Origin of the sequence: Terrabacter sp. BE26 (genome assembly GCF_041941675.1) — a bacterium.
Taxonomy (GTDB): domain Bacteria; phylum Actinomycetota; class Actinomycetes; order Actinomycetales; family Dermatophilaceae; genus Terrabacter.
This window is the reverse complement of sequence record NZ_CP090122.1, coordinates 1,179,376-1,193,413: the sequence shown is the minus strand read 5'-3', so window position 1 is coordinate 1,193,413 and position 14,038 is coordinate 1,179,376. Positions and strand designations below refer to the sequence as shown.

The 14,038-nt window shown below is 69.8% G+C and carries 13 protein-coding genes; 5 read left to right on the top strand and 8 right to left on the bottom strand.

Going from position 1 to position 14,038, the window contains the following annotated elements; translation table 11 throughout:
• Window positions 1-43 precede the first annotated feature (43 nt).
• A complete protein-coding gene (locus tag LQK93_RS05630; protein WP_374970569.1) occupies window positions 44-655 on the top strand; it encodes a hypothetical protein in 612 nt (203 codons plus the stop codon).
• Window positions 656-820: 165 nt separating this feature from the next.
• Here the strand turns inward: LQK93_RS05630 and LQK93_RS05625 are convergent, their stop codons facing one another.
• Window positions 821-1,087, bottom strand: coding sequence for a hypothetical protein (locus tag LQK93_RS05625; protein ID WP_374970568.1), 267 nt, complete (start codon window positions 1,085-1,087; stop codon window positions 821-823).
• A gap of 96 nt (window positions 1,088-1,183) precedes the next feature.
• Between LQK93_RS05625 and LQK93_RS05620 the strand changes: the two genes are divergently transcribed.
• The 3 genes from LQK93_RS05620 (at window position 1,184) to LQK93_RS05610 (ending at window position 3,223) form a co-directional block, all read left to right on the top strand.
• Window positions 1,184-1,387 (top strand): hypothetical protein, encoded by a 204-nt coding sequence (locus LQK93_RS05620; protein WP_374970567.1) that lies wholly within the window; start codon window positions 1,184-1,186, stop codon window positions 1,385-1,387.
• A gap of 203 nt (window positions 1,388-1,590) precedes the next feature.
• On the top strand, window positions 1,591-2,211 hold the full coding sequence (locus tag LQK93_RS05615; RefSeq protein WP_374970566.1) for a DUF47 domain-containing protein: 621 nt from the start codon (window positions 1,591-1,593) through the stop codon (window positions 2,209-2,211).
• A 7-nt stretch (window positions 2,212-2,218) separates the two neighbouring features.
• Window positions 2,219-3,223, top strand: coding sequence for an anion permease (locus LQK93_RS05610; RefSeq protein WP_374970565.1), 1,005 nt, complete (start codon window positions 2,219-2,221; stop codon window positions 3,221-3,223).
• Between the two features lie 81 nt (window positions 3,224-3,304).
• On the opposite strand, the gene pstB is transcribed toward LQK93_RS05610, so the two are convergent.
• From pstB to mshD, 7 genes are all read right to left on the bottom strand, one after another.
• Window positions 3,305-4,081 carry a phosphate ABC transporter ATP-binding protein PstB gene (gene pstB / locus LQK93_RS05605; protein ID WP_374970564.1) on the bottom strand — a complete coding sequence of 259 codons (777 nt, stop codon included), beginning with the start codon at window positions 4,079-4,081 and terminating at the stop codon, window positions 3,305-3,307.
• 20 nt (window positions 4,082-4,101) lie between these two features.
• The gene (gene pstA / locus LQK93_RS05600; RefSeq protein ID WP_374970563.1) at window positions 4,102-5,118 is read right to left on the bottom strand and encodes a phosphate ABC transporter permease PstA; all 1,017 of its coding nucleotides are present in this window, start codon (window positions 5,116-5,118) and stop codon (window positions 4,102-4,104) included.
• On the bottom strand, window positions 5,115-6,122 hold the full coding sequence (gene pstC / locus LQK93_RS05595; protein ID WP_374970562.1) for a phosphate ABC transporter permease subunit PstC: 1,008 nt from the start codon (window positions 6,120-6,122) through the stop codon (window positions 5,115-5,117). Before pstC ends, pstA begins: the two co-directional genes overlap by 4 nt.
• Window positions 6,123-6,250: 128 nt before the next feature.
• Entirely contained in the window at window positions 6,251-7,378 is a 1,128-nt protein-coding gene (pstS, locus tag LQK93_RS05590; protein WP_374970561.1) for a phosphate ABC transporter substrate-binding protein PstS, read from the bottom strand.
• A 249-nt stretch (window positions 7,379-7,627) separates the two neighbouring features.
• A complete protein-coding gene (locus tag LQK93_RS05585; RefSeq protein WP_374970560.1) occupies window positions 7,628-8,581 on the bottom strand; it encodes an NUDIX domain-containing protein in 954 nt (317 codons plus the stop codon).
• A gap of 91 nt (window positions 8,582-8,672) precedes the next feature.
• Window positions 8,673-10,985 (bottom strand): RNA degradosome polyphosphate kinase, encoded by a 2,313-nt coding sequence (locus tag LQK93_RS05580; RefSeq protein WP_374970559.1) that lies wholly within the window; start codon window positions 10,983-10,985, stop codon window positions 8,673-8,675.
• 44 nt (window positions 10,986-11,029) lie between these two features.
• Window positions 11,030-11,998: a mycothiol synthase gene (gene mshD / locus LQK93_RS05575; RefSeq protein ID WP_374970558.1), complete on the bottom strand. Its 969-nt coding sequence runs from the start codon at window positions 11,996-11,998 to the stop codon at window positions 11,030-11,032.
• A 206-nt stretch (window positions 11,999-12,204) separates the two neighbouring features.
• Here mshD and LQK93_RS05570 point away from each other — a divergent pair, with 206 nt between their 5' ends.
• On the top strand, window positions 12,205-13,998 hold the full coding sequence (locus LQK93_RS05570; protein ID WP_374970557.1) for a bifunctional metallophosphatase/5'-nucleotidase: 1,794 nt from the start codon (window positions 12,205-12,207) through the stop codon (window positions 13,996-13,998).
• The last annotated feature ends 40 nt before the right edge of the window (window positions 13,999-14,038 follow it).

Here is a 14,038-nt window from a genome sequence, read left to right as displayed (position 1 = left end):
GCGCCGTCGGCGCCGGTCCGGCAGCGGGGACTAGCCTGCTGGGATGACTGAGAGCGACCACCGCGGCCACAGGAGGCCCGCCTTCTTCACCGAGTCGGCGCTCGAGGCGCACGGTCCCGCCTACGACCCGACGGAGCAGATCCACGTCGCCCACGAGACGGCCCTGGCCCTGGTGCACGCCGGCCGTGCCGCTGCCGACCCGGCCGTCACCCGCAAGCTCGTGGCGCTCGTCGACGACATCGGTCTCTCCACGTTGGCCGAGCTGTGGTCGCAGCGGCCCGCGCGGTCGCTGCCCGGTGCGCTGTGGCGCCTCTACGTCCTGCGCGAATGGGTGCAGCGCGCTCCCGAGGAGGCCAGCCGGCAGTATGCCGCGGGCATCCGGTTCACCGGCCCCAACCACGCCGTGGCCGGCGCTGCCGAGCCGCCCGGACCGCAGGAGATGGGCCGGGTCATCGACGAGGTGCTGCGGGGTGTCTTCGAGGGCGACCTCGCCGTGGCGCTCGAGCGGGCCGCAGCCTTCTGCCGGGTCGTGTCCGCCGGTCGCGCCGACATCTCCTCGGGCGACGAGTCCGCCGAAGCGGCGGCCAACGTCCTCGGGATGGGCGAGGACCTCACGGTGTGCGCCAGGCTGTGGCGCGCCGACGCCCTGGACTGACTGGACCGGCCCGACTGACTGGACCGACTCGACAGCCTCGGGTGGTCGCTCGAGCGGGCTCGCGGGCTCGTCGCACCGTGTTCCGCGTTCTTTGGCGATCTCCGATGACGGCTTTATCCTTGAGGGGCGTCGGGCCGCGGTAGCCCCGGGTCCCAAATTCAGCCGCTACGAGCGGCCCTGTGCCGAGAGGCGCTCCCGGCCCGACGCCCCTACGTGCACACCGGGTGCCCCTTGCGGCCGTGGCGCGGACGCCGCCCCCACACAGACCGGCGTGTGGGCGAGCATGTCGGTCTCCACCGAGAACCGGGCCCGCCTCGCGGAGGTCGTGAAGCCACAGGCCTCGCACCGGCCGAGGACGAAGCTGCCCCGCTGTTCGAGGACCCAGCTCCCGGCCGGGCCGTTCTCCGCGGTCGGATCCGCGTCGGTGGCCATGTCATCCATGATGCATGGACCCCTGGGAACGGCGAAGTGGGATCCGATTCCTCCCATCGCTTACCAATGGACCGTCGTGGGACGTAGGTTGGTCCCATGACGCCCGAGGAGGAGCGGTCCGGCGACCTGCTCGATGTGCAGCTCGCCGACGAGATCGAGCTCGTGAGCGACCTCGTCGTCGCGGCCTCTTCCAGCCCCCGTCACCTCACGCACGAGGAGATCGACCAGCTGCTGGGCGTCAGCGGTGACCGCCAGGTGGCCCCGCACGCGGGCCTCTCGCTCCCCGACTCCGCCAACTGACGCTGCTCCGGGGCCAGGCATGGAGAGCCGGCGCGGGCCCCGATTCGCGTGTCCACGGCGCTACAGCGTGATCGCCTCGCCCGCGTGGCTGCCCGACTCATGGGTACACGGTGGACTGTGGGTGGACGGTCGGTTACGCCCGATTGACGCGCACGCCGTAGCATCTTCCCCGGACCAGCCCTCGAACCGACCGGAGCATCCCCGTGGGTTTTCGCCTCACACCCCAGGACACGAGCTTTTTCACCCTCTTCACCTCCTCCGCACAACTCCTCGTCGAGGCGACCCGGGAGCTGACCCGCTTCCTCGAGGTCGAGCCGTCGCAGCGGCAGGCGGTGGCCGACCGGCTCAAGGACCTCGAGCACGCGGCAGACGATGCCACGCACGAGCTCATCAACAAGGTCAACAGCTCGTTCATCACGCCCTTCGACCGGGAGGACATCCACAACCTCGCGGCGTCCCTCGACGACTGCATGGACTACATCGAGGAGACTGCCGACCTCATCGTGCTCTACCGCATGGGTGAGATCCCGGAGGGCCTCGCCGAGCAGTTCGAGATCCTCGCTCGGATGGCTGAGGTCACCGCCGAGGCGATGCCGCGGTTGCAGTCGATGAAGGACCTCAAGAGCTACTGGATCGAGATCAACCGTCTCGAGAACCAGGCGGACTCGCTGCACCGCAAGATGGTGGCCAGCCTCTTCAACAACTCGGTGGACGCCGTCACCCTCATCAAGGTCAAGGCCATCGTCGACGGCTTCGAGAACGCCGCCGACGCGTTCGAGAAGGTGGCACACGCCGTCGAGGGCATCGCGGTCAAGGAGTCCTGACCCGCTGATGGACACCAGCATCCCCCTTATCGGGGTCATTGCGGTCATCGCACTGGCCATGGGCTTCAACTACACCAACGGCTTCCACGACGCCGCCAACGCGATCGCGACCTCGGTCTCGACGCGTGCGCTGACGCCGCGCGTCGCCCTCGCCATGGCGGCGGTCGCCAACCTCTTCGGTGCCTTCTTCGGCACGAAGGTCGCGCAGACCATCGGATCCGGCATCATCGAGCAGCCGCAAGGCGTCAACGGCCTGTGGCTCGTCGCGGCGGCCCTCGTCGGCGCGATCGGCTGGAACCTGCTCACGTGGTGGTTCGGCCTGCCCTCGTCCTCCTCCCACGCCCTCATCGGTGGCCTGGCGGGGGCTGCGCTGGTCGCCGGTGTGGCCGTGAAGTGGAGCGTCATCTGGGAGAAGGTCGTCATCCCGATGGTCGTCTCGCCGGTCGTCGGGCTGCTCGGGGGCTACCTCGTGATGGTCACGATCTTCTGGCTCTTCCGCAGCGCCAACCCCGGCCGGGTCACCCGCGGCTTCCGTCTGGCCCAGACCGCCTCGGCTGCCGCCATGGCCTTCGGTCACGGCCTGCAGGACGCCGGCAAGACCGCGGGCGTCGTCGTGCTGGCGCTCTCGATCTCCGGGAACCACACGACCAACGAGGTCCCCCTGTGGGTCCTGCTGCTCTCGGCCGTGGTCATCTCCCTCGGAACGTATGCCGGTGGCTGGCGCATCATGCGCACGCTCGGACGGCGCATCATCGCTCTCACCCCTCCGCAGGGCTTCGCCGCCGAGACCACCGCCGCGTCGATCCTCTACGTGGCCGGGCTCGTCTTCGGCGCACCGATCTCGACGACGCACACCATCACCTCGGCGATCATGGGTGTCGGGGCGACCAAGCGCTTGTCCGCGGTGCGCTGGGGGGTCGCGGGCAACATCGTCGGGGCCTGGGTCCTGACCTTCCCCGGAGCCGGTCTCGTCGCCGTCATCGCCTGGTACGTCACCGCGATCTTCCGCTGACAGGGCCGCACGGCATACGACAGTGCCCACTCGACCCCGAGGTCGAGTGGGCACTGTCGTATGCCGGGGGTGGGGAGGGGCTCAGCCGAAGCGGCCGGAGATGTAGTCCTCGGTGGCCTGCTGGCTCGGGTTGTTGAAGATGCGGGTCGTGTCGTCGATCTCGACGAGCCGGCCCGGGTCGCCGGTCTTCCTGATGTTGAAGAAGGCCGTCCGGTCCGAGACGCGGGCCGCCTGCTGCATGTTGTGCGTCACGATGACGATCGTGTAGTCGTTCTTGAGCTCGTTGATGAGGTCCTCGACCGCCAGCGTGGAGATGGGGTCGAGCGCCGAGCACGGCTCGTCCATGAGCAGCACCTGCGGCTGCACGGCGATCGCCCGAGCGATGCAGAGGCGCTGCTGCTGACCACCAGAGAGCCCGGCACCCGGCTTGGCCAGGCGGTCCTTGACCTCGTTCCACAGGTTGGCGCCCTTGAGTGAGCTCTCCACGATCCCATCGAGGGTCTTCTTGTTCTTGACCCCGTTGAGACGCAGGCCGGCGGCGACGTTGTCGTAGATCGACATGGTCGGGAACGGGTTGGGCCGCTGGAAGACCATGCCCACGGTGCGGCGCACGGTGACGGGGTCCATGGAGCTGGCGTAGAGGTCCTGGTCGTCGAGCATGACCTTGCCCTCGACGCGGCCGCCGGGGATCACCTCGTGCATCCGGTTGAGGGTGCGCAGGAAGGTCGACTTGCCGCAGCCGGACGGACCGATGAAGGCCGTCACGGAACGGGGCTCGACCGTCATCGACACGCCTTCGACGGCCTTGAAGGAGCCGTAGTAGACGTTGAGGTCGCTGACGTCGATTCGCTTTGCCATGTCAGGGTGATCGCTTTCTCTTACTTCTTGACCGAGCCGAAGTGCGCGATGACGCGGCCGATGACGTTGAGCAGCAGGACGAGGAGGATCAGGGTGAGGGCGGCGCCCCACATGCGCTCCGCGGCGGTCGTGAGGGCGAAGTCGCCGCGATCCTGGTTGATCATCATCGGCAGGGTCGGGAAGTTGCCGTTGAAGAGATCCCGCTGGAAGTTCTTGGTGTAGGGCGCCAGGATCAGCAGGGGCGCCGTCTCGCCCATCACGCGCGCGATCCCGAGCAGCACACCGGTGATGATGCCCGAGTACGCGGTGCGCAGTACGACCTTGACGACGGTCACCCACTTGGGCACTCCGAGGGCGTATGCCGCCTCGCGCAGCTCGTTGGGCACGAGCTTGAGCATCTCCTCGGTCGACCGCACGACGACCGGGATCATCAGCAGCACGAGGGCGAGCGAGGCGGCGAAGCCCGAACGACCGAGCCCGAAGGTCGTGACCCACACGGCGTAGATGAAGAGGGCCGCCACGATCGAGGGAACGCCGGAGAGGATGTCGACGGTGAAGCTGATGGCCCGGGCGAGCGGCCCCCGCCCGTACTCCACGAGGTAGACCGCTGTCAGGATGCCGATCGGCACCGCGATGAGCGCGGTGAACGCCACCATCTGGAGCGTGCCCTCGATCGCGTGGCGGGCACCCCCGCCGAAGTCGTCCGAGTTGATGTTGCGCTGGTTGCCGGTCCACCACGTCATCGTCGTGAGCATGTGCATGCCCTTGGCGACGACGGTGCCGAGGATCCATACGAGCGGGACCATGGCGAGGCCGAACGCGGCCCACATCACGCCCTTCGCCACGGCGTTCTTGACGGTGCGGGCGCGATGCGGGTGGCTCATCTCGGAGAGCGCCTCGCGGCCGGACCCAGGGCCCGGTGGCGTCGCGCCGTTCGCAGGAACCGCAGACCCGCCCGTGCGGACGGCGTCCGGTGAGTGCGAGCCGTCGGAGGAGGAGGGCTCGTCGGGCGTGCGGCGGTCGATGGCGGCGGTCATTCGGTGAAGGCCTTCCTGCGCTCGATGACGACGCGGGCGATGCTGTTGACCACGAAGGTCAGCACGAACAGGACGAGACCGGCCGCGATGTAGGCGCCGGTCTTCGTGGGGTTGCTGAACTCCGCGGCGTTGTTGGCGATCTTCGACGCGAACGTCTCGCCGCCGTTGAAGAGCGACCAGGTCCACGGGCTGCCGTCCGAGAGCGCCGAGACGAGGAAGGTGACCGCGATGGTCTCTCCGAGGGCCCGGCCGAGGGCCAGCATGGACGCGGAGATGACGCCGGGGCGGCCGAAGGGCAGCACGGCCGTCCGGATCATCTCCCACTGCGTGGCGCCCAGGGCCAGCGCGCCCTCCTTGTGCGCGGTGGGCGTCTGGTCGAAGACCTCGCGCGAGAGGGCTGTGACGATGGGCAGGACCATGATGGCCAGCACGACGCCGATGAAGCAGATGGTGCCGCCGCTGATGCCGGTGGGGGCGAAGAGGGGGAACCAGCCGAGCTTGTCCTCGATCCAGCCCTGGACGGGCTTGAACACCGGCGCGAAGGCGATCAGGCCCCACAGGCCGTAGACGATCGACGGCACGGCGGCGAGGAGGTCGACCAGCGTCGCTGCGGGCCGCCGCAGCCACGCCGGCGCGTACTGCGTGATGAAGAGGGCCACGGCCACTCCGACCGGCACCGAGACGAGCATGGCGATGGTGGAGGCGGTGACCGTGGTCCACAGGAACTCGAGGATGCCGAAGGCGGGCTTGTCACCGCCGGGGGCCCACACCCGGCTCGTGAAGAAGTTGGCCGAGTTGTCGAGAAGTGCGGGCACGGCCTGCACGACGAGGAACACGGCGATGAGCGACACGATGGCGATGACGACGATGCCGGAGACGGTCGCAGCGCCTCCGAAGATCCGGTCACCGAACCGGCCGTTGGACGCGCGGTCCCCCTGCAGGGGCCGCTGACCGTCGGGTCCGGGTGTCTGGTCGGCGGTGGACACGCCCGTCACAGTGGACACGTGGAGGCCTCTTCCTTCGCTTGCGTGTTGCTGGCGCAGGGACGGACGCCGGGTGCCGGCGCCCGTCCCTGCGCTGTCGACCCCGCCGGAGCGCTCCGTCGGGACCGGGTGGAGAGTCGGGAGATCGCTCAGGAGATCGCGTCGACGGACGTCCGGACCTTGGTGGCGACCTCGGCCGGGAGCGGGGCGTAGCCCTGGGACGCGATCTGCTTCTGCACGGCGTCCGAGGCGAAGGTCTTGAGGAAGCTCTTGACCTTCTTGCCGGTCTGGGGGTCGGCGTACTTCGAGCACACGACCTCGTAGGTCACGAGGACGATCGGGTAGGCCCCGGCCTCCTTCGTGGCGTAGTTGATCTTGAGCGCGAGGTCGTTGCCCGTGCCGGTCTGCTTCGCCGTGGCGATGGTCTTGCCGGCCGACTCGGCGGTCAGCTTCACCGCGCCGGCGCCGGTGTCGATCTGGGCCATCGGCAGCTGGTTCTGCTGGGCGTAGGACAGCTCGACGTAGGTGATGCCGCCGTCCTGTCCCTTCACCGCGGTGGCGACGCCGGCAGACTTCTCCTTGCCCTCGCCCTTGCCGGTCCACTTCTTGCCCGGGTCGTAGCTCCAGGCGTTGGGGGCGGCGGCCTTGAGGTACTTCGTGAAGTTCTCGGTCGTACCGGACTCGTCGGAGCGGAAGTAGACCTTGATCGGGGTCGACGGGAGCGTGACGCCCTTGTTGAGCGCGGCGATCGCCGGGTCGTTCCACGTGGTGATCTTGCCGTCGAAGATCTTCGCGGCGACGTCGGCGTTGAGGACGAGCTTGTCCACGCCCTTGACGTTGTAGGCGATGGCGATCGGGCCGGTCACCATCGGCAGGTTCCAGGCGTCGGAGCCGCAGGCGGCCTTGGCGTCCTGGGCCTCGACCTTGCCGTCCTTCGGCGTGGTCTTCAGGGCCGAGTCGGACCCGGCGAAGTCGACCTGCTTCGCGATGAACTGCTTGATGCCTGCACCGGAACCGGTGGGCTGGTAGTCGATGTTGGCGTCACTGCACGCGGTCTGGTAGGCCTTGATGGCCTCGTCGATGGCGTTCTTCTGGGCCGTGGAGCCCTCCGCCTTGAGGTCGCCGGAGAAGCAGTCGCCGGACGCGCTGGAACCAGCAGCGGCTCCGGTGGAGCCTGCGCCGGGCGCGGCGCCGTTGTTCTCGGACGCGCAGGCCGAGAGCGCAAGAGCGCCGGACAGGGCGATGGCGCCGAGAGCGCTGATACGCGAAACAGACACGAGTGTGATCCCTCTCGATGGGGTGTTCCTGGTGGTCGTCCGGACATTCCGGACGGCGTTTGCTGGACGTTCATCCACGGCGAAGATAGGGCGGCAGGATGACCAACCGCCCACGTGCGGTGAACGCCAGGTGAACGAGGGGCGACGTCTTGGGGAGGGCCCCCGGCTCGGGATGCGGAGGAGCGCGGACGGGCCGACGATGAAGGGTTCGGCAGGGCTCCAAGGCCCGGAAAGTGCCGGTCGCGACCCTCAGGTGTCGATGCGCTCGACGTCGACGACACGGGCGTGCTCGCCGCGTCCCACGACGTGGCACACGAGCACCTCACCCTTGCGCATCGACTCACCCGCTGCCGCGCGCAGCCGTTCGGCGACCTGCTCGCCGCGCTCGGGCGAGGCCTCCACCCGCGCGTGGAGCAGGCCGAGCAGGGCGGGCAGGACGGGGCCGTGGCTGCACACCGCCGTGGGCTCGCCCCGCTCGAGGACACGTCGGACCTGGCGGGTGGCGCCGGCGCCGCTCTCGGCGAAGCCCTCCTCGGAGAGGGAGTCGCGGGTGCGCACGCGCAGGCCGTGCGCGACGGCATACGGCTCGACGGTGGAGACGCAGCGCGTCGAGGAGGACGACACGACCCGGGTCACGCCATAGGCGCCGAGCACGGCCGAGACCGTGGCGGACTGGGCACGGCCCACGGCGTCGAGGGGACGGTCACGGTCGTCGTCGCCGGCCCACTTGCCCCGCGGGACCGCCTTGGCGTGCCGGACGAAGGCCAGCGGCCAGGTGTCCAGCTCGCCGGCCCGGTCGGCGCGCACGAGCGCGAGCAGCTGCTCGCGGTCACGCGCGTAGTCGAGGCGGTCGTGCGCCGTGCGGACGTCGACCCACGCGACCTCGTCGATCTCGTGCTCCAGCCGGCCGCTGCCACCGGTGACGCGCGCGGCCCAGTAGTGCACCTGCTTCGTGGCCGGGCCGCCGGTCGAGTCGAGCACTGGGTACTCGGCCGACGGCAGCGGCACGCCGAGGCGGACGACGAGGCCGGTCTCCTCGAGGGTCTCGCGGGCGGCGGCCACGCACGGCTGCTCGCCGGCGTCCAACTTGCCCTTCGCCCACGACCAGTCGTCGTACTTCGGCCGGTGCACGAGGGCCACCTGCAGGACCCCGTCGCGGTGGCGCCAAGGGAGGGTCCCGGCGGCGGGGATCACGGAGGCCACGCGCGCCAGTCTGCCCGATGCGCCGCCGCACGGCGCGCTCGCGACCGCACCGTGGGCGCATCCAGCCGTATGCGGGCTCGGCTCGTGCGGCTCAGCGCCGGCGCGCCTTGCGGCGTCGCTTGTCGTGGCGCTCGATGAGCTGCTCCTGCAGGTCGTCCAGCGGTTCGCCGGTCTCGGAGAGGTGGTGACGCACCCAGCGGCCGTCGGAGCCGAGGTCCCAGCGCGACGTCGTCTCGGCGAACGCGAGCGCCAGCAGGTCGGACAGCTCGGCGATGTGGCCCGGGTCGGCGATGCGCACGAGGGCCTCGACCCGGCGGTCGAGGTTGCGGTGCATCATGTCGGCGCTTCCGATGTAGACCTGCGGGTCGCCGCCGTGGTCGAACCAGAAGACGCGGGAGTGCTCGAGGAACCGCCCGAGGATGGAACGGACCCGGATGTTCTCGGAGAGCCCCTCGACGCCCGGCCGCACCGCGCAGATGCCGCGCACCCAGATGTCGACCCGAACGCCCGCGATGCTCGCCCGGTAGAGGGCGTCGATGAGGGCCTCGTCGACGATGGAGTTGGCCTTGATGACGATGCGCCCAGGCGCGGCGCCGCTCGGGCGCGACTCGTGCAGCGCGACCTCCTCCTCGATGAGGTCGATCAGTCCGGACCGCACCGAGCGCGGCGCGACGAGGAGGCGCTTGAACTTGCTGCGCGGGGCGAAGCCCGAGAGCAGGTTGAACAGGCGCGAGAGGTCCTCGCCCACCTGCGGGTCGGTGGTGAACAGGCCGAAGTCCTCGTAGACGCGGGCCGTCTTGGGGTTGTAGTTGCCGGTCCCGATGTGGCAGTAGCGCACGAGACCCTCGGGCTCCTGTCGCACCACGAGGCACAGCTTGGCGTGGGTCTTGAGACCCACCACGCCGTAGACGACGTGGACGCCGGCCTCCTCCAGCTTGCGGGCCCACGAGATGTTGTTGACCTCGTCGAAGCGGGCCTTGATCTCGACGACGGCCAGGACCTGCTTGCCGGCCTCGGCAGCGTCGATGAGGGCGTCGATGATGGGGGAGTCGCCGGAGGTGCGGTAGAGCGTCTGCTTGATGGCGAGGACCTTCGGGTCGTTCGCGGCCTGCTCGATGAAGGCCTGCACCGACGTGGAGAACGAGTCGTAGGGGTGCTGGACGAGGACGTCCTTGTGGCGCACGGCGGCGAGCAGGTCGATCGCCTTGGCGCTCTCGGTCGGGGCGAAGTCCGGGTGGGTCCGGGGGAAGAACTTGGGGAACTCGAGGTCGGATCGGTCGACGTCGGCGATGGTGAAGAGTCCGCGCAGGTCGAGCGGCGTGGGCAGACGGTAGATCTCGCGGTCGCTGATCTGCAGCTCGCGGGCGAGCATGTCCAAGACCTTGGGGTCGATGTCGGCCTCGACCTCGAGCCGGATCGGCGGCCCGAACCGGCGGCGCGTCAGCTCCTTCTCGAGGGCCTGGAGGAGGTTCTCTGCATCGTCCTCCTCGACCTCGAGGTCCTCGTTGCGGGTGACGCGGAAGCTGAAGTGCTCCTGCACGAGCATCCCGGGGAAGAGCTGGTCGAGGTGGCTGGCGATGACGTCCTCGAGCGGCACGAACCGCCTGCGCTCGACGTCGGCGTCGACGTCCTCCTCGACGAGGATGAACCGAGGAAGGCTCGGCGGCACCTTGACGCGCGCGAAGTGCTCGCTACCGGTCTTCGGGTTCTGGAGCAGCACGGCGAGGTTGAGCGAGAGGCCCGAGATGTAGGGGAAGGGGTGCGCGGGGTCCACGGCGAGCGGGGTGAGGACCGGGAAGACGCGGTCGGCGAAGAAGTAGTGCAGCGGCTCACGGTCGCCCTCGTCGAGCTCGTCCCAGCGCACGATGGTGATGCCCTCGTCGTCCAGGGCCGGTCGGACGTCGTGCTGGAAGACCGCCGCGTGCTGCTGCATCAGCTCGTGGGCCACCCGCGCGATGCGCTCGAGGAGCTCGCGCGGCTCGAGGCCCGCTGCGGTGCGGACCGCCAGACCCGTCGCGATGCGGCGCTTGAGGCCTGCGACGCGCACCATGAAGTACTCGTCGAGGTTGTTGGCGAAGATGGCGAGGAAGCGAGTGCGCTCGAGCAGCGGCACGGCGGGGTCCATCGCCAGCTGGAGCACCCGTTCGTTGAACTGCAGCCACGACATCTCCCGCTCGAGGTAGCGGTCGGCGGGAAGGTCGTCCTCCTCGTCGGCACGCGCACCCGGACCGACGAAGCGGCCGTTGGGAGCGCGGGGAGGCACGCGCCGGCTGGGGACCGTGCTGGTGAACGAGCTGATCTCGGCGGCCTCGCTCGTGGACTCCTCCGTGTCGGTGTCGCGGACGCCGGCGGCTCCGGCCGCGGGCTCGTCGAAGTCGGGGGGCGTGAGGCTGCCGGTGGTCATGCACCCATCGTGGCATCGAATGATGACGCCGGGACGTCGTCGTGTCAGCCGGGCGGCTGCCGGAAGGACCCGGTCGCGTCACCGGCGCGCTCGTCGACGCCGGGCCGCGCGAACTGGCGGTGGACCTCCACGTCCTCGAAGCCCAGGGCGCTGTAGGTGCGCACGGCCGCCACGTTCTCCTCGTCCACGTAGAGCAGGACGCGGTCGAGACCGCGCGAGCGGAGGTGGTCGAGCCCGAGGACGGTCACGGCCCGACCCAGGCCCTGCCCCTGCCGGTCGGGGGAGACGGCGACGACGTACACCTCCCCGACGTCTCCCTCGGGCGGGTCGACCTTGGTCCAGTGCGAGGCCGCCAGCGCGTCGGGGCGGTCGTCCTCCACGACCAGGATGAGTCCCTCGGGGTCCCACCAGGGCTCGGCCATGCGCAGGTCGAGGTCGGCACGCGTCCAGGAGCCCTGCTCGGGGTGGGAGGCGAACGCGTCGGCGTTGAGGCGCAACCACGCCTCCTCGTCGCGCCCGGGCTGGAAGGAGCGGACGGCATACCCGGGGGCAAGGGCGACGGACGGCCACGCCGGGCCGGAGCGCAGGGATCGGCCCATGACGTGGAGGGCACGCACGGGGACGAGCCGCCCGGCCGTGGCGAAGGCCGAGGCCGCCTCGGCAGCCTCACCCGACCCGTGGCTCCACAGGCGTGTGCCGTCGGGCAGCCGTTGCAGCAGCGCCGTGCCGACCCCGGCGCGGCGGGCCACGGGCGCCACGACGAGCTCGGCGGACGGTGGGCCGTCGTCCGTCCGGGCCTGGGCGTAGCCGAGGAGCCGGCCGTCCGCACCCCGGGCGAGCAGGTGCACCACGTCGCCGTGCTCGGAGGCTCGCACCGACAGGCGGAACTGCTCCGACAGCGGCTCCGAGCCATCGGCCGCGGCGGCGTCGGCCGCGAGCGCCAGCACGGCGGCGGCCTCCTCGGGAGTGAGCGGGTGCGTCGCGTCGCGCAGGGCGACCGTCTGGCGTGGCATACGGCGATTCCACCACGGGCGCGCCCGTGCCCTGTCGAAATGTCCGGGCTGCCAGCTATGGTCCCTTTCGGGGCTCGGGGCCCCGCACGCAGCTCACACCTGCAACTCACAACACCGTTACGCAGCGCCCCGAACGGCACCTATCCGGCACCAGGCTCCGGGGGTGTCCTCGGAGACCCGACCCACACCGCTGACAAGGGGAAGACATGTCCCGTACCACCCGCCGCCTCACAGGTGTCGCCGTCGCAGGTATCTGCGCCGCGGCGCTCGCGGCACCGGCCCTCGCGTCGCCCGCCGGCCACCCCGGCAAGGGCAAGCCGCAGGGTCCGTTGCTCAAGATCCAGATCCTGTCGTTCAACGACTTCCACGGCAACCTCGAGCCGCCGAGCGGCTCCAGCGGCCGCGTCCAGACCGGCCCGGCCTCGACGCAGACCACCGACGTCGGGGGCGTCGAGTATCTCGCGACCCACCTCAAGGCGGCCCGTGTCGGTCACGACAAGACCGTGACCGTCGCGGCCGGCGACATGGTCGGAGCCTCGCCGCTGCTGTCGGCGGCCTTCCACGACGAGCCGACCGTCGAGGCGCTCAACAGCCTCGGCCTCGAGGCCACGTCCGTCGGCAACCACGAGTTCGACGAGGGCTACAAGGAGCTGCAGCGCCTCCAGAAGGGTGGCTGCATCGACGACGGTGCCGGCGCCAACAACCAGAACTCCTGCCCCGCCGGCAAGTTCAGGGGTGCCAAGTTCCAGTACCTCGCGGCGAACGTCGTCGAGAAGGCCACCGGCAAGACGGTCCTGCCGCCGTACTGGGTCAAGAAGTTCAACGGCGCCAAGATCGGCTTCATCGGCATGACGCTCAAGGACACCCCGTCCATCGTCACGGCCTCCGGCGTCGCGGGCCTGCAGTTCAACGACGAGGTCAAGACCGCCAACGCGCTCGTTCCCGTGCTGAGGAAGCAGGGCGTCAACGCCATCGTCGTGCTCGTGCACCAGGGCGGCACCCCGCCGGCCAACACGCCCTACGACTACACGTGCAAGGGCGGCGGCACGCTGTCGGCCGACTCGCCGATCATCCCGATCGTCAAGAACCTCGACCCGGCCATCGACATGGTCATCTCCGGTCACACGCACCAGCCGTACGTGTGCGCGATCCCCGACTCCAACGGCGTCCCGCGCCTGGTGACGTCGGCGTCCTCGTTCGGTCGCCTCTACAACGACACCGAGGTCACCTACGACCGCCGCACGTCCGACATCGTCCGCCCGACCGAGGCCGACTCGCGCAACATGCTCGTGACGCGCACCGTCGCCGCGGACACCGCCCAGACGGCGCTCATCGCCAAGTACAAGGAGCTCGTCAAGGCGATCGCGAGCAAGGTCATCGGCACGATCTCGACCGACATCGTCCGGACCCAGAGCGATGCGGGCGAGTCCCCGCTCGGTGACCTCATCGCCGACGCCCAGCTGGCCGACCCGTCGGTCGTCACGGGTGGCCAGGCGCCGGTCGCCGCCTTCATGAACCCCGGCGGCATCCGCTCCGACCTCATCCACGACAGCTCGAAGTACGGCGAGGCTCCGGGTGCCATCACCTACGAGGAGGCGTTCAACGTCCAGCCGTTCAACAACTACCTCGTGTCGATGAACCTCACGGGTCAGCAGATCTACGACGTCCTCAACCAGCAGCGGACCGGCAAGAACGCCGGCTCGGCCGCCAAGATGCTCCAGGTCAACCGGGGCTTCACCTACACGTGGAGCACCGCGACCCAGCAGGTCGTCGACGGCACCGTCGCGATCAACGGCACGCCGGTCAGCAAGACGGCGGCCTACCGGATCGTGACGAACAACTTCCTGTCCGACGGCGGCGACAACTTCCCCGCCTTCCAGGGCGGCACGGCCAAGTACTTCGGTGGGCTCGACATCGACGCCTTCGCGAACTACCTGTCCAAGCCGGAGAACGCCAACTACGCGCCCGCCCCGGCGACGCGCATCAGCATGGCTCCCTGACGGTAGCGACGCGCTCGGCGCGTGGCCCGGACTCCCTCGC

What these genes read in the sequence shown, in the direction of transcription:
- pstA (WP_374970563.1), bottom strand. Translation starts at nt 5,118, where the DNA reads ATGACCGCCGCCATCGACCGCCGCACGCCCGACGAGCCCTCCTCCTCC.
- LQK93_RS05570 (WP_374970557.1), top strand. Translation starts at nt 12,205, where the DNA reads ATGTCCCGTACCACCCGCCGCCTCACAGGTGTCGCCGTCGCAGGTATC.
- LQK93_RS05580 (WP_374970559.1), bottom strand. Translation starts at nt 10,985, where the DNA reads ATGACCACCGGCAGCCTCACGCCCCCCGACTTCGACGAGCCCGCGGCC.
- LQK93_RS05630 (WP_374970569.1), top strand. Translation starts at nt 44, where the DNA reads ATGACTGAGAGCGACCACCGCGGCCACAGGAGGCCCGCCTTCTTCACC.
- pstB (WP_374970564.1), bottom strand. Translation starts at nt 4,081, where the DNA reads ATGGCAAAGCGAATCGACGTCAGCGACCTCAACGTCTACTACGGCTCC.
- LQK93_RS05620 (WP_374970567.1), top strand. Translation starts at nt 1,184, where the DNA reads ATGACGCCCGAGGAGGAGCGGTCCGGCGACCTGCTCGATGTGCAGCTC.
- mshD (WP_374970558.1), bottom strand. Translation starts at nt 11,998, where the DNA reads ATGCCACGCCAGACGGTCGCCCTGCGCGACGCGACGCACCCGCTCACT.
- LQK93_RS05610 (WP_374970565.1), top strand. Translation starts at nt 2,219, where the DNA reads ATGGACACCAGCATCCCCCTTATCGGGGTCATTGCGGTCATCGCACTG.
- LQK93_RS05625 (WP_374970568.1), bottom strand. Translation starts at nt 1,087, where the DNA reads ATGGCCACCGACGCGGATCCGACCGCGGAGAACGGCCCGGCCGGGAGC.